The 24,605-nt window shown below is 67.7% G+C and carries 15 protein-coding genes, 1 tRNA gene and 3 pseudogenes; 10 read left to right on the top strand and 9 right to left on the bottom strand.

The genetic code is table 11. The features are described 5' to 3' along the window. Positions 1–125 precede the first annotated feature (125 nt). Together FQS62_RS21485 and FQS62_RS21480 are read left to right on the top strand one after the other, a co-directional pair. On the top strand, positions 126–386 hold the full coding sequence (locus tag FQS62_RS21485; protein ID WP_088480133.1) for a YcgL domain-containing protein: 261 nt from the start codon (positions 126–128) through the stop codon (positions 384–386). Beyond that, complete coding sequence (locus FQS62_RS21480) at positions 379–3,711, top strand: ankyrin repeat domain-containing protein (RefSeq protein ID WP_268923178.1); 3,333 nt, start codon at positions 379–381, stop codon at positions 3,709–3,711. Before FQS62_RS21485 ends, FQS62_RS21480 begins: the two co-directional genes overlap by 8 nt. 39 nt (positions 3,712–3,750) lie before the next feature. Here FQS62_RS21480 and FQS62_RS21475 read toward each other — a convergent pair whose 3' ends face one another. Continuing rightward, positions 3,751–5,529, bottom strand: coding sequence for a monovalent cation:proton antiporter-2 (CPA2) family protein (locus FQS62_RS21475; RefSeq protein ID WP_049443710.1), 1,779 nt, complete (start codon positions 5,527–5,529; stop codon positions 3,751–3,753). 341 nt (positions 5,530–5,870) lie between these two features. Between FQS62_RS21475 and mgtE the strand changes: the two genes are divergently transcribed. Next, positions 5,871–7,241 carry a magnesium transporter gene (mgtE, locus tag FQS62_RS21470; protein ID WP_049443708.1) on the top strand — a complete coding sequence of 457 codons (1,371 nt, stop codon included), beginning with the start codon at positions 5,871–5,873 and terminating at the stop codon, positions 7,239–7,241. An 84-nt stretch (positions 7,242–7,325) separates the two neighbouring features. Further along, positions 7,326–10,046: a bifunctional acetate--CoA ligase family protein/GNAT family N-acetyltransferase gene (locus FQS62_RS21465; RefSeq protein WP_208043928.1), complete on the top strand. Its 2,721-nt coding sequence runs from the start codon at positions 7,326–7,328 to the stop codon at positions 10,044–10,046. 62 nt (positions 10,047–10,108) lie between these two features. On the opposite strand, the pseudogene FQS62_RS21460 reads toward FQS62_RS21465, so the two are convergent. Then, positions 10,109–10,487 (bottom strand): annotated as a pseudogene (locus FQS62_RS21460) (YbjQ family protein). 140 nt (positions 10,488–10,627) lie between these two features. On the opposite strand from FQS62_RS21460, the gene FQS62_RS21455 reads away from it, so the two are divergent. Beyond that, the gene (locus tag FQS62_RS21455; protein WP_049443588.1) at positions 10,628–11,329 is read left to right on the top strand and encodes an alpha/beta fold hydrolase; all 702 of its coding nucleotides are present in this window, start codon (positions 10,628–10,630) and stop codon (positions 11,327–11,329) included. A gap of 119 nt (positions 11,330–11,448) precedes the next feature. Here FQS62_RS21455 and dkgB read toward each other — a convergent pair whose 3' ends face one another. Both dkgB and FQS62_RS21445 read right to left on the bottom strand, forming a co-directional pair. Further along, positions 11,449–12,258, bottom strand: a complete 810-nt coding sequence (dkgB, locus tag FQS62_RS21450) for a 2,5-didehydrogluconate reductase DkgB (RefSeq protein ID WP_057500862.1) — start codon at positions 12,256–12,258, stop codon at positions 11,449–11,451. Positions 12,259–12,384: 126 nt separating this feature from the next. Beyond that, complete coding sequence (locus FQS62_RS21445; protein WP_088480135.1) at positions 12,385–13,599, bottom strand: MFS transporter; 1,215 nt, start codon at positions 13,597–13,599, stop codon at positions 12,385–12,387. Positions 13,600–13,704: 105 nt separating this feature from the next. Here FQS62_RS21445 and FQS62_RS21440 point away from each other — a divergent pair, with 105 nt between their 5' ends. Next, positions 13,705–14,607, top strand: a complete 903-nt coding sequence (locus FQS62_RS21440) for a LysR family transcriptional regulator (RefSeq protein WP_049443582.1) — start codon at positions 13,705–13,707, stop codon at positions 14,605–14,607. Positions 14,608–14,708: 101 nt separating this feature from the next. Here the strand turns inward: FQS62_RS21440 and FQS62_RS21435 are convergent. After that, positions 14,709–16,828: pseudogene (locus tag FQS62_RS21435) on the bottom strand (methyl-accepting chemotaxis protein). Between the two features lie 182 nt (positions 16,829–17,010). Here FQS62_RS21435 and FQS62_RS21430 point away from each other — a divergent pair. Further along, a complete protein-coding gene (locus tag FQS62_RS21430; RefSeq protein WP_049443577.1) occupies positions 17,011–17,466 on the top strand; it encodes an Rrf2 family transcriptional regulator in 456 nt (151 codons plus the stop codon). Then, a pseudogene (locus tag FQS62_RS21425) lies at positions 17,456–18,360 on the top strand (NAD(P)/FAD-dependent oxidoreductase). The gene FQS62_RS21430 and the pseudogene FQS62_RS21425 overlap by 11 nt, the downstream one beginning before the upstream one ends. Before the next feature lie 42 nt (positions 18,361–18,402). Here FQS62_RS21425 and FQS62_RS21420 read toward each other — a convergent pair. From FQS62_RS21420 to FQS62_RS21405, 4 genes are all read right to left on the bottom strand, one after another. Next, positions 18,403–19,623, bottom strand: coding sequence for an RtcB family protein (locus tag FQS62_RS21420; protein WP_208043335.1), 1,221 nt, complete (start codon positions 19,621–19,623; stop codon positions 18,403–18,405). 56 nt (positions 19,624–19,679) lie between these two features. Beyond that, positions 19,680–20,804: a slipin family protein gene (locus FQS62_RS21415; protein ID WP_208043336.1), complete on the bottom strand. Its 1,125-nt coding sequence runs from the start codon at positions 20,802–20,804 to the stop codon at positions 19,680–19,682. A 356-nt stretch (positions 20,805–21,160) separates the two neighbouring features. Then, a tRNA-Gln gene (locus FQS62_RS21410) sits at positions 21,161–21,233 on the bottom strand. Positions 21,234–21,878: 645 nt separating this feature from the next. Beyond that, entirely contained in the window at positions 21,879–22,835 is a 957-nt protein-coding gene (locus FQS62_RS21405; protein WP_208043337.1) for an aldo/keto reductase, read from the bottom strand. Positions 22,836–23,004: 169 nt separating this feature from the next. On the opposite strand from FQS62_RS21405, the gene FQS62_RS21400 reads away from it, so the two are divergent. Together FQS62_RS21400 and FQS62_RS21395 are read left to right on the top strand one after the other, a co-directional pair. After that, entirely contained in the window at positions 23,005–23,862 is an 858-nt protein-coding gene (locus FQS62_RS21400; protein ID WP_208043338.1) for a class I SAM-dependent methyltransferase, read from the top strand. A gap of 160 nt (positions 23,863–24,022) precedes the next feature. Further along, positions 24,023–24,562 (top strand): pseudouridine synthase, encoded by a 540-nt coding sequence (locus tag FQS62_RS21395; protein WP_049443565.1) that lies wholly within the window; start codon positions 24,023–24,025, stop codon positions 24,560–24,562. Positions 24,563–24,605: the final 43 nt, after the last annotated feature.

Here is a 24,605-nt window from a genome sequence, read left to right as displayed (position 1 = left end):
CGCCACATTGCTGAACCCCGCAGGGGAAACGCCGCCGATCGCGCCGCCATCGTCGGCTGACGGCTTTCCCCGGTGTCGGCTTTCCGACACAATCATGGCTCTTCCCGGGTTATCGTCCCGCGGACATGCACGCCTACGTCTATAAAAGCCAACTCAAGCCGGACACCTACGTCTACGTTCCCCGACGCGATGATTTCAGCGCGCTGCCTCCGCCGCTGCTCACCTCGCTGGGGACGCTTGCCTTCGTCCTGGAGGTGGCCCTGGATGCCCAGCGCCGCCTGGCCCAGGCCGATCCCGAAAAGGTCCGCAGCGAAATGAGCGAACGCGGGTTCTACCTGCAGGTGCCGCCGTCGGTGGCCAGCCTGATGCCGCGGCACTATGACTGACGCCTCCCGTCCGCGCGTACTGTCGATCGCCTTCGCCGTGGGTGCCGTACTGGCGCTGGGCGCCGCCGTGGGCGGCATTCCGGGTGCCATCCTTGCCGCCCTGGCGCAGCCTGCGTTCGCGCTGGGTGTGTCGTGGTGGCGCCGCAGCCGTGCGCTGCTGCCGCTGAAGGTGGTCGCACGCCAGGACCTGCCCGCGCTGCTGGCGCTGTGGGCCGCCGCACCGCTGCTGCTGGCGCTGCTGCTGGCCTGGCCGCTGGCGGCGCTGCGCGACAGCGGCAGCCTGGCCGCTGTGCTGGGCCTGAGCGTGCTGGTCAGTGCCGGCCTGCTGGCGGCTTGGCGTACCTGGCCGTTGTGGAACGACGTTGAACGCCTTGACGGCAGCCCAGCATTGGCAGGCGCTGGCAGGCGCGATCTGACCGCCTGGCGTGGCCTCGGCGTGGCCGCGCTGGTGATCGCACTGGCTGCACTGGTGGTGTTGCCGGCCTGGCCCGACCTGCTGCCGGAAAGCGCACGCTGGCCGGCCGCGCTGGCGGTGCTGGTGCTGTCGCCGCTGCTGCACCTGCTGCTGCAGCGGGTGGCGCCGGCGCCGCTGGTGTCGTTGCGCTCCAGCCCGTTGGCCACGGCCAGCAACGAGCACGAACCGATGTTTGCCGCCGCGGCCGAATCCGTGCCGCTGGAGGCGATGGCACCGCAGGAGCTGACCCCGGCACTGTATGAAGCCGCCCGCCATGGCCGCATCGACCGCGGCCTGCAGCTGCTGCAGGCCGGTGCCGATCCGTATGCGCTGCCGGACCCGAACTGGCGCGACCAGCGCAGCCTGGCGGTGCTGGCGGCGGTGCTGCCCGATCTGCGCCTGCTGCGCGAACTGATCGCCCGCGGCGTTGATGTGAATGCACCGCACCGGGGCATGACCCCGCTGCTGGCCGCCACCCGTGACAGCTGGCATGGTCGCCCCGAAGCGGTCATGACCCTGCTCGCCAACGGTGCTGATTCGCGTGCTACCGACAGCTATGGCAACACCCCGCTGCACCATGCCGCGCGCAGTTCCGACCCGGGCGTGGCGGCGCTGTTGCGCGACGCTGCCGCCGAAGTCGATGCATTGAACAACGAGGGCTGGTCACCGCTGGCCGTGGCCTGCCAGGTCGGCAACTGGCGCTTGGCTCGCTTCCTGCTCGAACGCGGTGCGCGCAGCGAACCGGCCGAGGGCACGCCGGTGCTGCTCGCCGCTGCCGCCACCGAAGACGATGATCCGGCCGGCGTGCAGCTGCTGCTCAAGCACAAGGCGCGCGCCGACGCCCGTGATCGCCAGCGCCGCAGTGCGCTGCACGAGGCGGCGCTGGCCGGCCACGTGGAAATCATCGGTGTGCTGCTCGCCGCCGGCGCCAATCTGGAAGCGCGCGATGCGCTTGGTCGCACGCCGTGGCTGGAAGCGGCCCGCGCCGGTCGCGCCGGTGTGATTGAACATCTGTTGCCGCACAAGCCCGACCTGATCGCGGTGGACGGCGAAGGCCGCAATGCGGTGCAGCTGGCCGTCATGGCCGAGGACGTCTCCCCGCTGCTGATCAAGCGCCTGGTCGATCTGGGCATTGCTGCCGATGCGACCGATCCGGTCGGCCGTCGTGCGGTGGATTACGCCGCCGAAGCCGGCCGCTGGGCGATCGTCGCCCTGCTGGATCCCTCCTATCCATTGCCGGCTGCGGTCAGCGATGGTCTGGCCGAGCGCGGCGAAGCGGCCGCGGCCAGCGGCCTGCTGCCGGATCGCCCGCCGCTGACCCTGCTGCGCGAAGCGCTGGGCTTCGGCAACACCGACGGCATGGCCGCGCTGGCCAAGCTGTGCCAGCCGGAAGAACTGGGCAGCCTGCTGCTTGACCCCGAACTTGCGCTTGAGCCGGACGCGGTCGATTGGCTGCTGGCGCATGGTGCTGATCCCTACGTACGCGATGCCTGCTCGGACACGCCGATGTTCGCGCTGCTGTCGCGTGGCATCGATGCGGTGCCGGCGCTGCAGGTGATGCTGCAGCGTGGCCTGTCACCGGCCGGACGCGGTGGCTTGGCGCGTTTCCTGGCGGCTTGTGCGCAGCACGACCAGGCCGCCCGTGGCCTGGAACAGCTGGCACTGGAACTGCTGGAACGTGGCGCCGATCCGTTCGCCGCTTCGCCGGCCGGTGATCCGCCGTTGTCGCTGGCGGTGCGCCTGGGCTGGCTGCGCCTGCAGCAGGCCCTGCTCAAGGCCGGTGTCGATCGCGAAGCGCGCGACAGCCATGGCATGACCGCATTGCACCTGGCCACTGCATTGGCCCGCGAAGGCGCGCTGAAGCTGCTGGTGCAGCACGGTGCATCGCCGGAAGCACGTGCTGCCGACGGGCAGACGCCGCTGGGCGTGGCGCTGTCGATCGGTCGCCGTGATCTGGCCGACTGGCTCGACTGGCGGGTATGGCCGTTGCCGCGCCGTACGCTGCGCGAGGCCGATCTGCCGGCCGCCGCGATGGCCGGTGATGTGGATGCCGTGCGCCGCCTGATCGACTTGGGCTTCGCCGTTGATGCGGTCGACGCACAGGGCTGCACCGCGCTGCTGCGTGCCGCCGGTGGTGGCCATCTGGCGGTGACCGACCTGCTGCTGGCGCGTGGCGCCAATCCGCAGCACGCTGCGGCCAGTGGGGCTACGCCGCTGTCGGCGGCGGTCAGCATGCGCCAGGTGGATATCGTTTCGGCCCTGCTCGATGCCGGCGCCAAGCTGGAACACCGCCTGCCGGGCGGCGTGACCGTGCTGATGCTGGCCTCGGCGCTGGGCCTGCCGGACATCGTCGCGCGCCTGCTCACCGCCGGCGCCGACGTGCATGCCGGTGATGCGCAGCAGCTGGGCCCTCTGCACTGTGCTGCGCTGTACGGCTTCAGTGCGCGCGACCGTTCGCGCCTGCTGGCGCTGCTCGACACCCTGCTGCTGGCCGGTGCCGAACCGGACCAGGCCGCCGCCGGTTCGGTCACGCCGCTGCTGCTGCTGCTGGGTGCGCGTGCCGAGCCGGGCACTGCCTGCGACGAGCAGGTGGTGATGGCGGCGGTGGAGCGCCTGCTGGATGAGGACGTCAGCCTGGACGTGCGCGATCCGCGCGGCTTCGGTCCGCTGCACCTGGCCGCGCTGCATGGCCTGCCGTTGCTGGTGCAGCGCCTGCTGCGCGCTGGTGCCGATCCGGAAGCGCGCGACAGCCTCAACCGCAGCCCGCGCGAGATCGCGGTGATGCGTGGCTTCATCGACGTGGCCGGCGAGTTCGAACCGCGCGTGCCGGGTGTTTCGTCGATGGCGCGGTTCCTGCGCGACAACGGTTGATCCCGGGAAAAGGGTAGTGCCGGCCGCTGGCCGGCACGCCTACTTGCCGTCGCTTTCCGCGTCGGCCTCGAACAGGTGCATCAGGTCGTTGCGCGCATCGCGCGAGGTCTGGATCACCGCCGCCTCGTCGTCGTACACCAGGTACTGGTCGCGCAGCAGCTGTTCGTCGTGCTCGCGGAAGCGCTGCACATGGCGCTCGGCCACGTCCGGCGCCACGCCCAATGCAGTCAGCACGCGGCCGCTCATCTCCAGGCTGGTGCCGAACACTTCGCGGAACGGCTCGGCCGACATGTCCATCAGACGCCAGGCATGCTGGCGGTTGCGTGCGCGGGCCAGCACCTTCGCGTCCGGGTACAGCCGGCGCACCATGCGTACCGCGCGCAGGTTGGTCTCCGGGTCATCCACGGTGATCACGAACACATCGATGTGCTCGCCGCCCGCAGCGCGCAGCATCTCCGGCCGGGTCGGGTCGCCGTAGTACAGCTGGTTGCCGAAGCGGCGCAGGTCGGCCACGGTGTCCGGATTCGCTTCCAGCGCCACGAACGGCACCTTCTGCGCGGTCAGCAGGCGCGCGATCACCTGGCCGAAGCGGCCCATGCCGGCGATCAGCACCTTGGGCCGGTTGTCCGGCGCCACCTTGTCGGCCTCGGCGGCCTGGCGCGGCGCCGCCTTCTCCTGGCCCAGCAGCTTGAGCAGCGCGATCATCAACAGCGGCGTGATTGCCATCGACAGGCCGACGATCGCCACCAGCCGGTCGTGGTTGGCGTTGCCCAGCAGGTGCGCGCGCTGCGCCTCGTTGAATACGACGAAGGCGAACTCGCCGCCCAGCCACAGCACGCTGCCCAACAGCAGTGACTGCCGCGAACTGAGTTTGGCGATACGCCCGATCACGTACAGCAGGCTGAACTTCACAACCAGCAGGATCGCCACCCCGGCCGCGATCAGCCACGGCTCGGCGGCGATGCGGTCGAGGTCGATGCCCATGCCCACAGCGATGAAGAACAGGCCCAGCAGCAGGCCCTTGAACGGCTCGATCTGCGCTTCCAGTTCGTGCCGGAACTCCGAATCGGACAGCAGCACGCCAGCCAGGAACGCGCCCAGGCTGGGGCTGAGGCCGGCCTCCTGCATGAACCAGGCAGTGCCGAGCACCACCAGCAGGGCGGTGGCGGTGAATACTTCCGGGCTGCGGGTGCGTGCAATGATGCTGAACACCCTGCGCAGCACCGGGCGCCCGCACAGGATCACCACTGCCAGCGCACCCAGCGCCACCATCGCATCCTCGATGCGCAGGGTCTCGTTCTTCGCCCCGCCCAGCAGCGGGATGGCTGCCAGCAGCGGGATCGCGATCAGGTCCTGGAACAGCAGGATGGCAAAGCCCAGCCGGCCATGGTCGCTGTTGATCGCCTTGTGCTCGGACAGCAGCTGCAGGCCGACCGCCGTGGACGACAGCGCTAGTGCCACGCCCACCACCAGCGCGCTTTTCCATTGGAAATGGTCAAGCAGCAGCAGGCCACCCAGCACCAGCCCGGACAGCGCCACCTGCGCTGCACCGGCGCCGAACACCGAGCGCCGCATCACCTTCAGGCGTGCCGGCGACAGCTCCAGGCCGATCACGAACAGCAGCATCACCACGCCGATCTCGGCAGCGCCGAGGATGCGGTCCGCATCCTGCACGAAGCCCAGCCCGTCCGGGCCCAGCACCACCCCGGCCGCCAGGTAGCCCAGCACCGCACCGAAGCCGAATCTCTTGAACACCGGCACGGCGATGACCGCCGCCAGCAGCAGCACCAGGGCCAGTTCCAGACCACCGCTATGCATGGGAATACCTGGTCATCGGGGAAGCCCGCAGTGCGTCCGGTCGGGTGGGGAAAAGCGTGGCGAACGCCACCCCGCCATTATGCGCGCCAGTCTGTGTACGCACGAGAACAACCGGCCGGGTCCCGCCGCAGGGCCGCCGGGTTGACCTGCATGGCCCACGGGTCCAGACTGCCCGCCGCCGGCGGCGCGTCCGTCGGCATACGCATCCCGGAGTCCCCAACCCATGTCCAGCGACAGTAGAAGTCGACCTCGTTCGACGCCAGCGATGGCCACCGCCTGACATCGGGACGGTTTGCCTGCGTTGGCGTTGCGCGAGGTCGCACCCCCACAAGGCAAACCCGATGAACCAGAAGCAATTGCTGCGCCAGGTGGCCGATGCCGCCGCACTGGCCGCACCGCTGGCGAACTACAACACCGCCGACGCGGTGGAATTCCTCAACACGCTGGAACTGACCCGCGCCGCGGAAACGCTGGCCGCGCTGCCGTTGCCGCGTGCGGTGAAGATGCTCGAAGCACCCGAACTGCAGCGCAGCGGGGAGCTGGTGGCCGAGCTGCCACCGGCGCGCGCCGCCGCGCTGCTTGGACTGATGGCCGACGATCGCGCCACCGATATTGTCCACGAGCTGGACGAAGAGGAACGCGCGCGGCTGATCCCGCTGCTGGGCACCGACGCCCGCCAGGCCATCCAGAAGCTGCTCAGCTACCCGCCGAACACCGCCGGCGCGCTGATGACCACCGAGTACGTGGCGGTGCCTGCCAGCTGGACCGTGGCGCAGACCCTGCAGCACATCCGCCAGGTCGAGCGCACCCGTGAAACGGTGTACGCGATCTACGTGCTGGACCCGGCCAGCCAACAGCTGCAGCAGGTGGTGACCATGCGCAGGCTGATCACCGGCCTGCCCGAGGAGTCGATCCTGGACGTGGCGCAGGTCAATCCGCCGGTGACGGTGGACGCGCTGATGGACCAGGAAGAAGTGGCGCGGCTGATCCGCCGCCACGACCTGCTGGCGATTCCGGTGGTGGACGACCAGCAGCAGATGCTGGGCATCGTCACCGTGGACGACGTGCTCGATGCGCTGATCGAGGAATCCACCGAGGACGCGCACAAGTTCGGCGGCATGGAAGCACTGGACAAGCCGTACATGCAGATCGGCTTCCTCGAGATGCTGCGCAAGCGCGCCGGCTGGCTGAGCGTGCTGTTCCTGGGTGAGATGCTGACCGCCAGCGCGATGCAGCACTACGAGGACGAACTGGCACGCGCGGTGGTGTTGACCCTGTTCATTCCACTGATCATGAGTTCGGGTGGCAATTCCGGTTCGCAGGCCACCTCGCTGCTGATCCGCAGCCTGGCGCTGCGCGAACTGCGCCTGCGCGACTGGTGGAAGGTGGCCCTGCGCGAGGTCCCGACCGGCATGGTGCTGGGCGCGATCCTTGGCTGCCTGGCCATCGTGCGCATCGTGATCTGGCAGCTGGGCGGCCTGCACGACTACGGCGAGCACTGGATCCTGCTGGCGATCACCATCGGCGCCGCGCTGGTCGGCATCGTCACCTTCGGTTCGCTGTCCGGCTCGATGCTGCCGTTCATCCTCAAGCGCCTCGGCTTCGACCCGGCCAGTGCCTCGGCCCCGTTCGTCGCCACCCTGGTGGACGTGACCGGCCTGGTGATCTATTTCAGCATCGCCGCGATGATCCTGCACGGCACGCTGCTGTAACAAAAAAGGGGACGGAGGGGATTAAGTCGTTTGTGCCACAAAGACTTAATCCCCTCCGTCCCCTTTTTTGGGTACCGTAGGCGCATGAGTACCTACCACCTGCAGTCTGTGTTCCGTCCGCAGTCGGTCGCGGTGATCGGCGGCAGTCCGCGTGAGCGTTCGGCCGGCCGCGCGGTGATGCGCAACCTGCGCGGCACCGGTTTCCCCGGCAAGGTGGCGTGGATCAACCCGCGGCATGCCGAGATCGATGGCATCCGCACGATCAAACGGTTGAAGGACCTGGACTGGGTGCCGGACCTGGTGGTGATCACCGCACCGGCGGCGATCGTGCCGCAGGTGGTGCGTACCGCCGCAGAACGCGGTGTGCAGGCAGCAATCATCCTCACCGCGCACCTGGGCGAAGGCCCGGGCTCGTTGTCGGAACAGGTGGAGACGGTGGCGCGCAAGCACGGCCTGCGCATCCTTGGCCCACACTGCCTGGGCGTGATCGCACCGCATGCACGGCTCAACGCCAGCATCGCCGCACACTTCCCGCAGGCCGGCGACCTCGCCTTGATCTCCGAATCCTCGGCCATTGCCGCCGCGCTGGTGGAGTGGGGTGTGGCGCGTTCGGTCGGCTTCTCCGCCGTGGTTTCGCTGGGCGACACGATGGACGTCGACTTCGGCGACCTGCTCGATTACTTCGCCACCGACTACCGCACCCGCGCCATCCTGCTCTATGTCGAGCAGATCAAGGATGCGCGCAAGTTCATGTCGGCCGCGCGTGCCGCCGCGCGTGCCAAGCCGGTGGTGGTGGTGAAGTCCGGCCGCGCCGAGCGGGTGCAGCCGGGCAGCCGCGATACCCATGTGCAGGCGCTGGCCCGTGCCGACGACGTCTACGGTGCGGCGTTCAACCGTGCCGGCCTGCTGCGTGTCAGCGCGCTGGACGAACTGTTCACCGCTGCTGAATCGCTGGGCCGGTTGGGGACCTTCCCCGGTCGTCGCCTGGCCATTCTCAGCAATGGTGGCGGTGTCGGCCGCCTTGCCGTGGACCAGCTGATCGCGCTGCGCGGCACGCTGGCAAACCTGTCCGACAGTACGGTGCAGAAGCTCGATGCGGTGCTGCCGCAGGGCTGGTCGCGCAGCAATCCGGTCGACATCGTGGTCGACGCCGATGGTGAGCGCTATGCCACCGCCATCGAAGCGCTGCTGGCCGACAACGAGAATGACGCGGTGATGGTGGTCAACGTGCCGACCGCATTCACCTCGTCTGCAGACGCTGCGCAGGCACTCACCCGCACGCTCGGCCTGCGCCCGCGCCATCACCGCGACAAGCCGGTGTTCGCGGTGTGGCTGGGCAACGATGACCAGGCCACGGCCACGCTCAACGCGGCGCGGGTGCCGACCTATCCGACCGAGGCCGAAGCGGTGCGCGGCTTCCAGCACCTGGTGCGCTACCGCGAAGCGCAGAACGCGTTGATGGAAACGCCGCCCAGCCTGCCGCAGGACTTCAGTGTCGACGCCGCGGCCGCACGCGCGCTGGTCGATGCGGCATTGGCCAATGGCCAGCAATGGCTGGACCCGTTGGCCACGCATGAACTGCTCAAAGCCTACGGCATTCCCTCCGCGCCGGTGATGCATGCGCGCGATGCGCACGAGGCAATGGACCTGGCGCAGCCGCTGCTGGAGCGCGGTGCCACGGTCGCACTGAAGATTCTCTCGCCGGATATTCCGCACAAGTCGGAAGTGGATGGCGTGCGCCTCAACCTGTCCACGCTGCCGGCGGTGCAGAGCGCGGCCAACGCGATCCTGTCGCGCGCACGCCAGCTGCGGCCGGATGCGCGCATCGACGGCCTGCTGGTACAGCCGACCATCGTGCGCCCGAAGGCGCGCGAGCTGATCGTTGGCATTGCCGATGACGCGACGTTCGGTCCGGTGATCGTGGTCGGCCGTGGCGGTACTGCAGTTGAAGTGATCAACGACAAGGCGCTGGCGCTGCCGCCGCTGGACCTGCGCCTGGCCCATGAGCTGATCGGCCAGACCCGTGCCTCGCGCATCCTCAAGGCCTATGGCGATGTTCCTGCCGCCGACGAGCGCGCACTGGCATTGGCGCTGGTCAAGCTGGCACAACTGGCCGCCGACATTCCCGAAGTACGCACGCTGGACATCAATCCGTTGCTGGTCGACGGCAAGGGCATCCTCGCCCTCGACGCCCGCGTGGCCATCGCGCCCTCGCGAATTCTGCACAAGGGCCGTGGCCATCCGCGTTTTTCGGTATTCCCGTACCCGAAGGAGTGGGAGCGCACCATCGAACTGTCCGATGGCGGCCGTGCCTTCGTGCGCCCGGTGCGGCCGGAAGACGACGCGTTGTTCCGTGCGTTCTTCGCCCGCGTCAGCGACGAGGACCTGCGCCTGCGCTTCTTCCAGTCGGTGAAGCATTTCAGCCACGAGTTCATCGCGCGCCTGACCCAGCTCGACTACGCACGCTCGATTGCGCTGGTGGCGATCGAGCCGCGCAGCGGCGAAATGCTGGGCGCGGTGCGCCTGCACGCCGACGCCGATTACCACCGTGGCGAGTACGGCATTCTGATCCGCTCGGACCTGAAGGGCCACGGCATCGGCTGGCGGCTGATGGCGATCATGATCGAGTATGCCAAGTGGCTGGGCCTGGACGTGGTCGAAGGCCAGGTGCTGCGCGAGAACAGCACCATGCTGGCGATGTGCCAGAGCCTGGGCTTCAAGACCAAACTGGACCCGGACGACCCGACGGTGATGATGGTGACCCTGCCGGTACAGCAGGTCGAGGTGCCGACGGCACCGCTGTAGAGTCGAGCTTGCTCGACTGTTGCCATCGAAAGCAGTCGAGCAAGCTCGACTCTACGACCAGGCTACCGCAACGGTTCCACCCCACCGCCGTGCCATAGCACAGCACCTCGGTCAGCCCGGTCATCACGTCGGTGGCGTCGTAGCGCATGCCGATGATCGCGTTGGCGCCGAGCTGCCGCGCATGCTTGATCAGGTCGCGGCAGGTTTCCTCGCGGGCCTGTTCGCACAGCTCGGTGTAGAGGGTGATGTTGCCACCGAAAATCGTCTGGATGCCCCGAGGAAGTTGCCGACGATCGAGCGCGAGCGCACGGTGATGCCGCGCACCACGCCCAGGTTGCGCGTGATGCGGAAGCCGGGCAGCTCGAAGGTGGTGGTGACCAGTGAATCGTCGAAACGTGCCAGCGAGGTCGTCGGATTGCCGCTGTTGCGGGGGTCTGCCATGGCCGCGTCCGTGTCGCTGCCTTCTGTAGAGTCGAGCCATGCTCGACTGGCTGTGCAGCAGTCGAGCATGGCTCGACTCCACAATGCAACCGCCCGTTGCGGCATGGTTCCGTCACCGTGATGGCGCGACAATACCCACCATGACCGACCGTATCCCCCTGTTGTTGCTGCCCGGCCTGCTCAACGATGCCGAGCTGTGGCGCGCGCAATTGGCCGATCTGGCCGACATTGCCGATTGCACCGTGGGTGACCAGACCCGTGGTGAGACGCTGCAGGCGGTGGCCGAGGACGTGTTGGCGCAGGCACCCGAGCGCTTCGCCCTGGCGGGTTTCTCGCTGGGCGGCTTCGTCGCCCAGCAGATCCTGCGTATCGCGCCGGAACGCGTGCTGCAGCTGGCGCTGATCGATACGTCGATCCACGCCGACTCCCCCGAGCGGGCCGAACAGCGCCGCAGCCAGCGCGCCAGCGTGCGCCTGCCCGGCAAGTTCCATGGCTTCGGCGACGCGCTGATGCGCAGCTACATCGATGCCTCGCGGCTGGATGATTACGTGCTGGTGCAACGTGTGCGTGACATGACCGCCCGCCTGGGCGCGGCAGTGTTCCTGCGCCAGAGCGCGCTGGAACGCCGCGATGGGCATGATGTGCTGGCCGGTTACCGCGATCCGCTGTTGATCGTCTGCGGCGCAAACGACCGCATCACGCCGCTGGCGGTGAGCGAGGAAATGCACGCGATGGTGCCGCACTCGCAACTGGTGGTGGTGCCCGACTGCGGGCACCTGGCACCGATGGAAAAGCCGGAAGAGGTCAGTGCGGCGATGCGCGGGTGGTTGCTGCAGGCGTAGGCCAAAGCCGCTTCTGGTGGGTGCGGACCTTGGTCCGCACGGTGTTTCAATGATCGATCAGAGGTCAGTGCCGACCAAGGTCGGCACCTACCGATTGCGATCCGCAACCGCAGTTGGGTTCAATCCCAGGCAGGTGCAATCCCTTCCGGGTTGGCCAGGCGATGGCCGCGGTCCAGCTTGGCGATCTGCGCCATGTCTTCGTCGGTCAGGCGGATTGCTGCCGCTTCCAGGTTGCTCGAGAGATTCTCGCGCTTGGTCGACGACGGGATCACCGAGAAGCCCTGCTGCAGCGCCCAGGCCAGCGCGATCTGTGCCGGAGTGGCCTGGTGACGGCCGGCAATGGCCTGGATCACCGGGTCCTTGATCACCTCGCCATAGGCCAGGCTCATGTAGGCGGTGATGTGGATGCCGTTGTCCTGCAGGAACTTCACCAGCAGGCGGTTCTGCAGGTACGGGTGGATCTCGATCTGGTTGGTGGCGATGGCGTCGGCACCGAGGATGCCGATCGCCTTGCGGGTCTGCGCGATGGTGAAGTTGGAGATGCCGATCGCCTTCGTCAGACCCTGTGCCTTGGCCTCGGCCAGTGCGGTCAGGTACTCCTCCATCGGCACGTCGACCTTGTCGTTCGGCGACGGCCAGTGGATCAGTGCCAGATCGACGTGGTCGGTGCGCAGCTTCTCCAGACTGGTACGCAGACTGGCCAGCAGCGCTTCGCGCTTGAACTCGGTGATCCAGACCTTGGTGGTCAGGTAGATCTCTTCGCGCGGCACGCCGGAATCGGCGATGGCCTGGCCGACCTCGGCTTCATTGCCGTAGATCTGCGCGGTATCGATGGCGCGGTAGCCGACATCCAGTGCGTTGCGCACGGAGTCGATCACGGTCTGGTCTTTCAGGCGGAAGGTGCCGAGACCGAAAGCGGGGACAGTCATGGGGAGCTCCAGCAGAGGGGGAGGGATGCGAATATCCGGCAAAGGGTAGGCCACTGGCTGCATGCGTGCCGGCAACGGTGCATTGCACCACCGTACCGGCAAGGCGCCGGCACGGCATGACATCGCTCAATGCGCGGCCACGGCGATGCCATCGGCGCGGTCATCGATGCCGTCGCGGCGGTCCAGGCGGCCGCTGAGCACGGTCAATGCATACGCGCCCACCACCACCAGCGCGCCCAGCCACGGCGTGTGCATCAGGCCAACGTGCTCCACCACCAGGCCACCCAGCGAGGCGCCCAGCGCGATGCCGATGTTGAAGGCGGCAATGTTCAGCCCCGAGGCCACGTCAGTGGCCTGCGGCGCATAGCGCTGCGCCTGCTTGACCACGTACACCTGCAGGCCGGGCACGTTGCCGAACGCCACCGCACCCAGCGCCAGCACCGTCAGCAGCATCAGCCAGGTGTTGTAGGCGGTGAAGGTGAGCACGAACAGCACGACGGCCAGCAGGGCGAAGATGCGCTTCAACGCGGGCACCGGGCCCATGCGGTCGGCCATGCGCCCACCCCACAGGTTGCCGATCGCCACCGACACGCCGTACACCAGCAGCACCAGGCTGACCGCATTGGCGGAGAAACCAGTGACGTCCTGCAGGATCGGCGCCAGATAGGTGAAGGCCAGGAAGGTGCCGCCGTAGCCCAGCGCGGTCATCGCATAGACCAGCAGGAGGCGGGGCCGGGCGAGCACGGCCAGCTGCTGGCGGAAGCTGGCCGGCGTACTCTGCGGCAGGCTGCGCGGCACGAACAGCAGCGCGCCGAGCAGGGCGATCACGCCGAGGCCGGCCACCGCCAGGAAGGTGGCGCGCCAGCCCAGGTGCTGGCCGATGAAGGTGCCCAGCGGCACTCCGGTCACCAGTGCCACGGTCAGGCCGGTGAACATGATCGCGATCGCGCTGGCGGCCTTCTCCTTCGGCACCACCGCGGTGGCGATGATCGAACCGATCGAGAAGAACACGCCGTGGGCGAGGCCGGTGAGGATGCGGGCGATGATCAGCGAGGTGTAACCCGGCGCCAGGAAGGCGATGATGTTGCCGAGGGTGAACAGCACCATCAGGGCCACCAGCAGCGACTTGCGCGGTACGCGGCCGGTGAGCGCGGTCAGCACCGGCGCACCGATGGCCACGCCGAGGGCATACAGCGAGACCAGCAGGCCGGCCGAGGGCAGGCTGACCTGGAGGTCGGCGGCAATGGTGGGAATCAGGCCGACGATGACGAACTCGGTGGTGCCGATGGCGAAGGCACCGAGGGTCAACGCCAGCAGGGCGAGGGGAATGCCACGGATCATGGCCGGCTCCGGAGGGAAGGAAGGCGCGCAGTGTGCGCGGCGCACCTTTGCCGAAAAACCAGTCTTCACGCCAATCACTATTGCCGCTCAGTCAATAATGGCGGCATGAAGACCACTCTGGACGAAATGCAGGCCTTCCTCACGGTGATCGACAGCGGGTCTATCAGTGCCGCTGCCGAGCAGCTGGGGCAGACGCCCTCGGGCGTGAGCCGTGCGCTGGGCCGGCTGGAGGACAAGCTGGGGATCACCCTGCTGACCCGCACCACCCGCCGACTGCACCTGACCGCCGAGGGCGAGGCATTCCTGCGCCATGCACGGGCGATCATCGATGCGGTGGAATCGGCCGAGGAACAGATGGCGGCGCGCCGCGAGCGCCCGGCTGGGCGCCTGCGGGTGGATGCGGCGATGCCGTTCGTGTTGCACGTGATCGCGCCGCTGGTGAGCGGCTATCGTGCGCGCTACCCGGAAGTGCAGCTGGAGTTGAACAGCTCCGACCGCTACATCGACCTGCTCGAGCGGCGCACCGATCTGGCGATCCGGATCGGGCCGCTGGCCGACTCCACCCTGCATGCGCGGCCGTTGGGGCGGTGCCAGCTGCGACTGGTGGCCAGCCCGGCCTACCTGGCTGCACACGGCGAACCGACCAGCGTCGCCGCGCTGGGCCAGCACACGCTGCTCAGCTTCAACGAACCGGAATCGTTGAATCACTGGCCGCTGCCGGGCGACGCCGATGGCCTGCTGCGGGTGCGTCCGGATATCGCGGTGTCCAGCGGGGAAACACTACGCCGACTGGCGGTGGAAGGCGTCGGCATCACCTGCCTGTCCGACTTCGTCACCGACCGCGACCGCGCTGCCGGCACGCTGGTGCCGGTGCTGGCGGCGCAGACGCTGGATGTGTACCAGCCGATCCACGCGGTGTACTACCGCAACACCGCGGTGTCCGCACGGATCAGCTCGTTCGTGGATTACCTTGCCGATGCGATGGCGCAGAGCGATTACGTGCGCTGATCGGATTCGGTGGGTGCGGACCGTTGGTCCGCACTGCCCCTGCCATCGCCCGACCAACGGTCGGGCGCTACCCATCTGACGCTGGCCGGCAACCGGACCCATCAGGCCGCGCGGGCCAACCCGCCCTTCGCATCCGCCGTGGTCGATAGATCGAACACCTCCACCGCGTCGATCAAGCGGTTCGCCTGCTGTTCCAGGCTGCGTGCGGCGGCACTGGCTTCCTCCACAAGCGCGGCGTTCTGCTGGGTGGTGCCGTCCATCTGGATCACGGTCTGGCTGACCTGTTCGATGCCCGCGCTCTGCTCCTGCGAGGCGGCGGAGATCTCGGCCATGATGTCGGTCACGCGCTGCACCGACGCCACGATCTCGGCCATGGTGTCGCCGGCCTCACGCACGCGCCGTGCACCGTGCCCGACCTGTTCCACCGAGGCTTCGATCAGCGACTTGATCTCCTTCGCGGCCGCGCCGAACGCTGTGCCAGCGTGCGGACCTCACTGGCGACCACCGCGAAGCCGCGGCCCTGCTCGCCGGCACGCGCCGCTTCCACCGCCGCATTCAACGCCAGGATGTTGGTCTGGAAGGCGATGCCGTCGATCACGCTGATGATGTCGGCGATCTGCCGCGACGAGCCTTCGATCGCATCCATCGTCGCCACGACCTGGCCGACCACTTCACCGCCCTGCGAGGCCACGCTGTGTGCGCCGATCGCCAGCTGGTTGGCCTGGCGCGCATGCTCGGCGTTCTGGCGCACGGTGGAGGTCAGTTCTTCCATCGATGCCGCCGTCTCTTCCAGATTGGCCGCCTGCTGTTCGGTGCGGCGTGACAGATCGTTGTTGCCGGCGGCGATCTCCGCTGCCGCCGTGTGGATGTTGCCGGAGGCGTGCTTGATGTCGGTGACGATGGTTGCCAGCTGCGTAGCGGTGGTGTTGGCGTCGCCGGCGATACGCGCGAACACGCCCTGGAAATCACCGTGCATACGCGCGCCAAGGCGGCCATCGGCAATCGCGCGCAGCATGCTGGAGACCTCGCCGAGGTTCAGTTCGGTGGTCTGCATCAATCGATTCAGGCCGTCGACCATCGCGCGGAAGTCATGCTCGAAGCGTGCGCTGTCGCCGCGCTGGCTGAAGTCACCGGCGGCAGCGGCCTCGGCCAGGCGGCGGATCTCGCCATTGATCACGCCGAGATTGGCCTTGGCCGTATCCAATGCGTCGGTGATCACGGCCTTCTCGCCGGGCAGGCGTTCCATGTCCTCGCTGAGGTCACCGATCGCGTAACGGCCCATGATCGCAATCGCACGCAGCTTTACCTGGATATGCGCGTCGACCAGCGCGTTGCTGTCGGCCACCATCGTGCCGAACGCGCCGGGGAAGGCATCGGCATCCATGCGGTGGCTGATGCTGCCGGCTTCATGCGCCTGTGCCATCGTGGCCTGTGCATCCAGCACGTCGCGCAGCGTGGACTGCACCGCCTGCATGGCCTGCGCAAGGCGACCGATCTCATCGCGGCTGCGCACCTGCACAACGTGCTGCAGGTCGCCGGCAGCGACTGCACGCGCGGCGGCTTCCACCGCCAGCACCGGCTGCACGACGGCACGCCGCAGCCACCAGGCCAGTCCCATCAGCAGCAGCACCGCAGCCAGCACGGTCAGCGCCGCGCACAGCAGCAGGGTCTGGCGTGCCTGCTGCGAGCGTGCCGTCAGCGCCGCTTCGGCCACCTGCGTGGCGTGCGTGCTCAGCGCATCCAGTGCCGTCGCCACCGGGCGATCCTTGCCGCGCACGAGGTTGTCGCCGGCGGCCGGGTCGTAGCTGGCCTCGGCGAACGCCTGCAGCGCCCCGTGGTAGTCCTGCTGCAGCTGTGCGTGCAGGCCGATGAAGGCCTGTGCCAGATCACGCGTGCGCGCATCCGGGCTGCTGGTCAGTCCCTTGGCCAGCTGCTCGACCAGGCGGCCTTCACTGTCGAACGCCTCCAGGTGGCGCTGACGCAGTGCGTCGTCGCGGCCGCGCAGCAATACGTTCTTCCATTCCTGTACCTGGCCGCGGAACTCACGCTGCAGGCGTTCCGCATCGCGGCTGTGCGCGACTTCGGGCGGAACTTCGGTGGACAACTTCAACCAGGCGGAGGCCAGGCCCGCCAGTGCGCACAGCAGGACCACGGCCAGACCAACGGAAACCGCGCCGAGCAGCTTGGACTGCAGGCGCGGAGCACGGACAGACGCTTTCATGGAAGGGACTCTCGGGAAGGGGCAATGCGGTATCGACCCGATGCGTGCATGCTGAAGTGGGACGCGCATCACATTCGCGTTTCGTTTAGTGATGTGAAGGAGATGTTTCATAGGACAAATGTGTCCATATGGAACGAATGCGGACTCTCGACAGAGGATTTAAATGTAACTATTGTTGTTACATGAAATCCGCGAACCCGCTTTCCGACGCCCTGCATGTAATGGCGCACCTGGTCGGCCAGGCCGCCCCGCGCACCTCCGAGCAGCTGGCATCGTGCCTGCCCACCCATCCGGTGGTGATCCGGCGCCTGCTGACGCAGCTCCAGAAGGCCGGCCTGGTGAGCAGTGCCCGCGGCCACGGCGGCGGCAGCCTGCTGGCCCGCGATGCTGCCGCAATTACCCTGCATGACATCTATCTGGCCGTGGGCGCACCGCCGCTGGTGCAGGTCGGGGCCCGCGATTCGGGTGGCGGCTGCCCGATCCAGCAGCTGGTCAACGGCGCCCTGCTCGAGGGCGCACGCGAGGCGCAGCGCCTGCTCGAAGCGCGGCTGCAGGCGACCACGCTGGACCAGCTCGGCGCCGACTTCGCCCGACATCTTGCCCATCACCGTTCCCTGGAAGGTCACCATGAATCCTGATGTGCTCATCGTCGGCGGCAGCTACGCCGGCATTGCCGCCGGCCTGATCCTGGCCCGCGCCCGTCGCCCGGTCACCGTCATCGACGCCGGTTCGCCGCGCAATCGTTTCGCCGGTCATTCGCACGGGGTGCTGGGGCTGGATGGCGTCAGCGGCGCCGAGCTGCTGAAGACCGCGCGCAGCAGCTGCTGGACTACCCCACGGTGCGTTGGGTGCATGCCGAAGCCGTGCAGGCCAGCGCCAGCGCCGAAGGTGTGGAAGTACGCACCGCCGATGGCCAGGTCATGGCGGCGCGCAAGCTGCTGCTGGCCAGTGGTATCGCCGACCAGTTGCCGGCGTTGCCCGGACTGACCGAGCGCTGGGGCAGCACCGTGCTGCACTGCCCCTACTGCCATGGCTATGAAGTGGGTGGTGGTGCCATCGGCCTGCTTGGCGGCCATCCGATGTCCGCCAGCAAGGCGCCGCTGTTCGCCGACTGGGGCAATGTCACATTCTTCAGCATGGGACTGGACATAACTGATGACGAGCGCGCCGCCATGCAGCAGCGCGGCGTGCAGATCGAGACCTCGCCGGTACTGGGCGTGCAGGGCGACCAGCCGACCTGGCTGGAAGTGGAGCTGGCCGACGGCCGCCGCATCGCCCAGCGTGCGCTGTTCGTGTCGGCCACCCAGGCGATGGCCACGCCGCTGGTGCAGCAGCTGGGCTGCGCGTTGGCCGAGAGCCCGCTGGGCGTGCTGATCGAGGTCGATGCGATGAAGCAGACCTCGGTGCCGAACGTGTATGCCGCAGGCGATGCCACGACGGTCGGCAACATCACGTTGGCTGCTGCCGAGGGCGTGCGTGCGGGCATTGGCCTGCACCATGCGCTTGTGGCCGAGGACAGCGTGGCGCGCTGATCCTTGCACAGGTGGGTGCCGACCTTGGTCGGCACCGCGCCATTACCCCTTCACGCACAGCACCTGGCGCAGCGTGTGCACCACGTCGACCAGGTCGAGCTGCGCGGCCATCACATCGTCGATCGACTTGTACGCGGCCGGTGATTCGTCCAGCACGCCGCTGTCCTTGCGGCATTCCACGTGCGCGGTGGCCTCGCGGTGCTGGGCCAGCGTGATCTGCTGGCGCGCGGCGCCACGGCTCATCACCCGGCCGGCACCGTGGCTGCAGCTGTGGAAGCTGTCCGCGTTGCCTTTGCCGCGCACGATGTAGCTGCGCGTGCCCATGCTGCCGGGAATGATGCCCAGCTCGCCCTCACGCGCGCTGACCGCGCCCTTGCGCGTCACCAGCAGTTCCTGCCCATGGTGCGTCTCCTTCTGCACGTAGTTGTGGTGGCAGTTCACCGCCATCGTTGCGAGCTGGAACTTCGGCAGTCGATGCCGCATCTCGGCCAGCACGCGCGACATCATCGCCTCGCGGTTGTGCCGGGCGTAGTCCTGAGCCCACGACACCGCTTCGACGTAGTCATCGAACAGCGGCTCGCCTTCCATGAAGAACGCCAGGTCCTTGTCCGGCAGGTGGAAGCCGAGCACACGGCGCGCGAGCTCTTCGCGCGCCTTCTCGATGAAGTAGGTACCGATCAGGTTGCCGGTACCACGTGAGCCGCTGTGCAGCATCACCCACACCGTGTCCGTCTCGTCCAGGCACAGTTCGATGAAGTGGTTGCCGCCGCCCAGCGTACCCAGCTGGCGGTCCAGCTTGTCGGTGCGGATGCGGCGGTGCTTGTCCTTGATCTTCTCCAGGCCGGCGGCCAGCCCGGACTGCACCAGCCGGGTGTGGATGCTGTCGGGCATGCGGTGATGCTCGCCGCCGCGCCCGTTGCCCACCGGAATGCTGCGCTCGATGCTGTTGCGCAGTTGCCGCAGGTCATCGGGCAGGTCGTTGGCGCGCAGCGTGGTACGCACCGCCGCCATGCCGCAGCCGATGTCGACGCCGACCGCGGCCGGGATGATCGCACCGCGGGTCGGGATCACCGAGCCCACGGTCGCGCCCTTGCCCAGGTGTACGTCCGGCATCACGGCCACCCACGGCCCGACGAACGGGATCGCGGCGATGTTGCGCAGCTGCTCATGCGCCTGCGCTTCCAGCGGCACACCGTTGACCCAGCCCTTGATCGGCGTGGTGCCCTCGGCGTGCAGCCATTGATAGTTCTGTTGAGTGTCCATGTCTTCGTGTTTGTCCTTGATGGGCCGGCGGCGCGTCCCTGCGCCGCCGCTACCCCCTACCTGATCGTCACCAGCTGCTTCAGCACGCCATCCAGGCCGCCGAACACGGTGAGCTTGTCGATCTTCTCGGTGACCTTCTCCAGTGCCTCCAGCTCCTTCAAGCGCATCAGCACCGGGTTGTCCTCGATCAGCTTTGCGGTGTTGAGCTGCGAACGCGTGGCGTTGGCCTCCTCGCGGCGACGGATCACGCTGGCCTGGGCCTGCTTCTCGGCCAGCACCACGCCGTTGAGGATCTCCTTCATCTCACCCGGCAGGATCACGTCCTTGATGCCGACGCCGAGCAACCGCACGCCGTGGCCCTCGATTGCCGCCTGCACATGTGAGGCGATCTCGCCGTCCAGCGCCGCCTTGTCGCCCAGCAGCTCGTCCAGGCTGCGCGCGGCAATTGCCTGGCGCAGGCCGAACTGCAGCTGCCGGTAGACGAACTCATCGGCATTGCTGAGCGTGCGGTGTGCACGCACCGGGTCGACGACCTGCACGGTCGCGGCCAGGTTCACCCGCAGGGTCACCTTGTCGCGGCTGAGCAGCTCCTGGCCGGACACGTCCAGTGAACGTGCACGCAGTTCCACACGCTCCACCGACACGTTGCCGTTGAAGTTCCAGAACGCGTGCAGGCCGGCGTCCAGCGTCTGCCGCAGCGTGCCATCGATGAACAGCAGGCCGACCGACTCGCTCGGCACCGTGCTGATCACCGCCACACGCGGCAGCACGCCCAACTGGCCCAGGCGCTGCTGCACGTCCGCCGGAATGCGCGGCTCGTCACCCAACGCCATTACCTGCACCTGGGCATCGACCGAACCACGCCAGTACAGACGGCGGCTGCCCGGCGGCAGAACTTCATCGATGCGACCGTTGCGCAGCACCAGGCCGACCTCGCCGGCACCGACGTTGGCCAGCACGAAGTGCGTGTCCAACTGTGTGCCCAGCGCTTCGATCAGGCTGTCCTGGTCGCTGCCGGTATAGGCCGCGCCCTTCGATGCAGTGTGGATGTCCACGTGCGGCCGGCCGCCGAACGGCGACAGGCGGTGCACGCCCGGCAGCAGGATCTGCTGGAAACGACGGTTGCGATACACCAGGCCGCGCTCGCCGTCGCCGATCACGACCTTGATGGTCCAGAACATGGGAGTCTCTCCTTGTATGGCTCTGGTGGTTCGACCCGTTGCGGATGAACCGCCATGACCCGGGTCGATCAGGTCGTGGCGAGGCCGCCTGCACACCACGTGCAGGCAGCGGAAGAGGGCGGCCATCGGCGGACGGTCCGCGCGCGGAGCCTTCGGTGCACCGGCACTGCTGCCATCGTCGTTGCCGGCAGGCAGCACCGGGGCGGAACGTGGCTGGCAGTGGCGGCGGACCGAGGCCCGGCGTGCGGTCCGTTGCCTTCCACGCCCCGCCCGAAGGCGATGGCGGTGGACGGCGACGATGGCCGCTGGGGCTTGCGCCCCGGGTGTTGCTTCAAGTCATGACGTGACAGGTCATGTGGTTTGGAGTGGGAGTCGAACCCACGACAGACGGAATCAGGATCCGTTGCTCTACCCTACTGAGCTATCCAGTTGGGGACCGCGCGGAATCGAACCGCGTACCGGCGAACCGGCGCCTGCCTCCAGCAGGCGATCCAGGCGATGGCATGTCCGCGACCTCCGGCATACGCCACGGCAACGCCGCGCGCACCAGCCCGTGGTTGAAACGGGACCGTTGGAGAATCGAGGGTGCAGGCCACCGACATTATCGGCGAGCGATAATGTTTTGATGCGATGCAGATAATGTCCAGGCGCTGCCGGTCGCGCGAAGTAAATCCTTCGGCGGGGCGGGAAAAGCCTGGGTCAGTGAGCGGCGGGTTGCCGCGCGGGGTGCAGTTCTGGCATCGCGGTTCCTTGTGCCGACGCAAACGAAAACGCCCCCGGGACTTGCGTTCCGAGGGCGTCGTCAGGCCTCGGAGATCGGGGTGGCCGATCTCCGCAGGGCGGATATCAGGCCGTTGTCAGCTGGTCTTCCTTGCCGAACGCGCGCGCCAGCACGTCCATGCGCAGGCATGGCAGCAGTTTGGCGGTGGCGACGGAATGCGCGTTCAAGGGAAGTTTCCAGTGGTTGTTGAAACGAGGTGCGCACGATAAACCACGATTTACTCGCGCGCAACCATTTTGTTCAATTATTTTCTTCGCTGTTGTGCAATGCCGGCCAGCGGCCGGCACTACAACTCAGGCTTCCGCGCTGGCGGCGTCGAGTTGCGCGATATCCTGCACGCTCAACGACAGGTTGGCCGCTGCCAGCAGATCGTGCAGCTGCTCGATGCTGGTGGCGCTGACGATCGGCGCGGTGATCGACGGCCGTGCGATCTGCCATGCCAATGCAATCTGTGCAGCGCTGGCGCTGTGCTTGCTGGCCACGTCATCCAGCGCCTGCAGGATGCGCAGGCCACGCGGATTCAGATAGCGCTTCACCACCGTTTCGCCACGTGCCGGGCTCTTGGCTGCATCGGCGGGTGTGCGGTACTTGCCGCTGAGGAAGCCGCTGGCCAGGGCGTAGTAGCCGATCACGCCGATCTGTTCGCGCTGCACCAGCGGTTCCAGCTCCTTCTCGTAGCCGGCACGGTCGTACAGGTTGTACTCCGGCTGCAGGGTTTCGTAACGCGGAAGTTTGTAGTCGGTGGACACCTTCAGCGCATCGGCCAGGCGCGTGGCGCTGTAGTTGGAGGCACCGATCGCGCGCACCTTGCCGGCTTCGATCAGGCGGCCGAACGCTGCCAGGGTCGCTTCCAGCGGCGTCGACTCATCATCCTCATGGGCCTGGTACAGATCGATCACGTCGGTCTGCAGGCGGCGCAGCGAATCCTCGACCGCGGCGTTGATGTTGTCCGGGGTCAGGCCGGGGCGCTCGGCCCACTTGGCCACCTTGGTCGCCAGCACCACCTTGTCGCGCTTGCCACTACGGGCAAACCACTTGCCGATCAGCGTCTCCGATTCGCCGCCGGCATTGCCCGGCACCCAGGCCGAGTACACATCGGCGGTGTCGACCAGGTTGAAGCCGGCATCGACGAAGGCATCGAGCAGGGCGAAGCTGGCCTTTTCATCGGCGCTCCAGCCGAACACGTTGCCACCGAAGGCGAGCGGACGTACATGCAGGCCGGAACGGCCCAGTTCGCGGGTTGCCGTCATGGGCACGGACTCCTTGGGGGAAGTGTTCCAGAATAGAACGCGTTGTGTGACCGTGCTGCGGCGGCGACCACAAAACAGTGTTCCGCGATACGCACGCAGCTAACGTTTTGTGAACACCTGGGACGCCGCGGCTGCTAGTCTCGCCGCATCTTCCGCTGGAGTCGCTCCGATGATGCCTGCTTCGTCCCTGCGTGGTTGCCGCCTGCTGCTTGCTTCGGCCCTGCTTGCCGCTGTTCCCGCATTCGCCGCACCGGCTACTGTGGCACCGGCGCAGATCCAGGTGTCGCCGGCCATCGACGCGGCCGTGAAGGCGCCGACCCGCGATGCCAGCAACGTCAAGCGCGATGGCTTCCGTCATCCGGCGCAGACGCTGTCGTTCTTCAAGGTGACGCCGGAAAAGACCGTCATCGAGATCACCCCCGGCAACGGCTGGTACTCGGAAATCCTGGCGCCGCTGCTGCATGACAAGGGTCATTACGTCGCCGCCGTGGTTGATCCGATGGCGGTGCCCGAAGGCCGCGGCCGTGACTACCAGCAGCGCAGCCGCGACAGCCTGGAAAAGAAGTACGCCGCTGCGCCGGCACAGTTCGGCAAGACCGCGGTGGTGGCCTACGATCCGGCCAAGCCGGTGTTCGGCCCGGCCAATTCAGCCGACGTGGTGCTGACCTTCCGCAACGTGCACAACTGGCGCAAGGCCGGGCAGGCGCAGGGCATGTTCCAGGGCTTCTTCAACGTGCTCAAGCCGGGCGGCGTGCTGGGCGTGGTCGAGCATCGCGCCAAGGCCGACGTGGCCGACGAGGATGACACCGGCTATGTCGGCCAGCAGCAGGTGATCGCGATGGCCGAGGCCGCCGGCTTCAAGCTGGACGCGCGCAGCGAGGTCAACGCCAACCCGCGTGACACCAAGGACCACCCGAACGGCGTGTGGACGCTGCCGCCGACCAACCAGCACGACAAGGCCGATGATGCGAAGTACCAGGCGATCGGCGAAAGCGACCGCATGACCCTGCGCTTCATCAAGCCGTAAGGGGGGCATGCGCTGACCCTGTAGAGCCGAGCCCATGCTCGGCTCATCGCGCGCAGCGCGACAGGGAACAACAGCAGCCGAGCATGGGCTCGGCACTACAGGGACGTGGCGCGTGGCACGGCATGGGACAATGCCCCACCCGCCGCCCGCCGTGCCCGCAATGCTGATCGCCTTCAACAAGCCCTTCAACGTGCTCTGCCAGTTCACCGACCGCAGTGTGCCGCCGCGGCCGACCCTGGCCGGGTTCGGCCTGCCGCCGCGCGTGTATGCCGCCGGCCGCCTGGACCATGACAGCGAAGGCCTGCTGCTGCTGACGGATAACGGTACGCTGGCGCACAAGTTGACCGACCCGAAGCACAAGGCCGACAAGACCTACTGGGTGCAGGTGGAAGGCACGCCCAGCGATGAGCAGCTGCAGGAGCTGCGCGATGGGGTGGAACTCAATGATGGGCCGACCTTGCCGGCGAAGATCCAGCGCCTCGATCCGGCGCCGTCGCTGTGGACACGCGATCCGCCGGTGCGCTTCCGCAAGACCGTGCCCGATGCCTGGCTGGCGATCACGATCCGCGAGGGCCGCAACCGCCAGGTGCGGCGGATGACCGCGGCGGTGAACCTGCCGACGCTGCGGCTGGTGCGGGTGTCGATGGGGCCGTACCGGCTGGAGGACCTGCAGCCGGGGCAGTGGCGGCAGATCGGTTGAAATGAAAAGGCCGGAGCCCTTCCTGCGGAAGGACCCCGGCCCT

The organism is Stenotrophomonas sp. SBJS02, from assembly GCF_020428325.2.
GTDB lineage: Bacteria > Pseudomonadota > Gammaproteobacteria > Xanthomonadales > Xanthomonadaceae > Stenotrophomonas > Stenotrophomonas africana.
Note: the sequence above shows the minus strand (reverse complement) of the source record. Positions and strands in the feature narration are given on the sequence as shown.

Excerpts from the sequence above, each read along its gene's own strand:
- FQS62_RS21485 (WP_088480133.1), top strand. The coding sequence starts at position 126 with ATGCACGCCTACGTCTATAAAAGCCAACTCAAGCCGGACACCTACGTC.
- FQS62_RS21480 (WP_268923178.1), top strand. The coding sequence starts at position 379 with ATGACTGACGCCTCCCGTCCGCGCGTACTGTCGATCGCCTTCGCCGTG.
- FQS62_RS21395 (WP_049443565.1), top strand. The coding sequence starts at position 24,023 with ATGCTGATCGCCTTCAACAAGCCCTTCAACGTGCTCTGCCAGTTCACC.
- FQS62_RS21405 (WP_208043337.1), bottom strand. The coding sequence starts at position 22,835 with ATGACGGCAACCCGCGAACTGGGCCGTTCCGGCCTGCATGTACGTCCG.
- FQS62_RS21440 (WP_049443582.1), top strand. The coding sequence starts at position 13,705 with ATGAAGACCACTCTGGACGAAATGCAGGCCTTCCTCACGGTGATCGAC.
- FQS62_RS21475 (WP_049443710.1), bottom strand. The coding sequence starts at position 5,529 with ATGCATAGCGGTGGTCTGGAACTGGCCCTGGTGCTGCTGCTGGCGGCG.
- FQS62_RS21420 (WP_208043335.1), bottom strand. The coding sequence starts at position 19,623 with ATGGACACTCAACAGAACTATCAATGGCTGCACGCCGAGGGCACCACG.
- FQS62_RS21400 (WP_208043338.1), top strand. The coding sequence starts at position 23,005 with ATGATGCCTGCTTCGTCCCTGCGTGGTTGCCGCCTGCTGCTTGCTTCG.
- FQS62_RS21430 (WP_049443577.1), top strand. The coding sequence starts at position 17,011 with ATGAAATCCGCGAACCCGCTTTCCGACGCCCTGCATGTAATGGCGCAC.
- FQS62_RS21415 (WP_208043336.1), bottom strand. The coding sequence starts at position 20,804 with ATGTTCTGGACCATCAAGGTCGTGATCGGCGACGGCGAGCGCGGCCTG.
- mgtE (WP_049443708.1), top strand. The coding sequence starts at position 5,871 with ATGAACCAGAAGCAATTGCTGCGCCAGGTGGCCGATGCCGCCGCACTG.
- FQS62_RS21455 (WP_049443588.1), top strand. The coding sequence starts at position 10,628 with ATGACCGACCGTATCCCCCTGTTGTTGCTGCCCGGCCTGCTCAACGAT.
- dkgB (WP_057500862.1), bottom strand. The coding sequence starts at position 12,258 with ATGACTGTCCCCGCTTTCGGTCTCGGCACCTTCCGCCTGAAAGACCAG.
- FQS62_RS21465 (WP_208043928.1), top strand. The coding sequence starts at position 7,326 with ATGAGTACCTACCACCTGCAGTCTGTGTTCCGTCCGCAGTCGGTCGCG.
- FQS62_RS21445 (WP_088480135.1), bottom strand. The coding sequence starts at position 13,599 with ATGATCCGTGGCATTCCCCTCGCCCTGCTGGCGTTGACCCTCGGTGCC.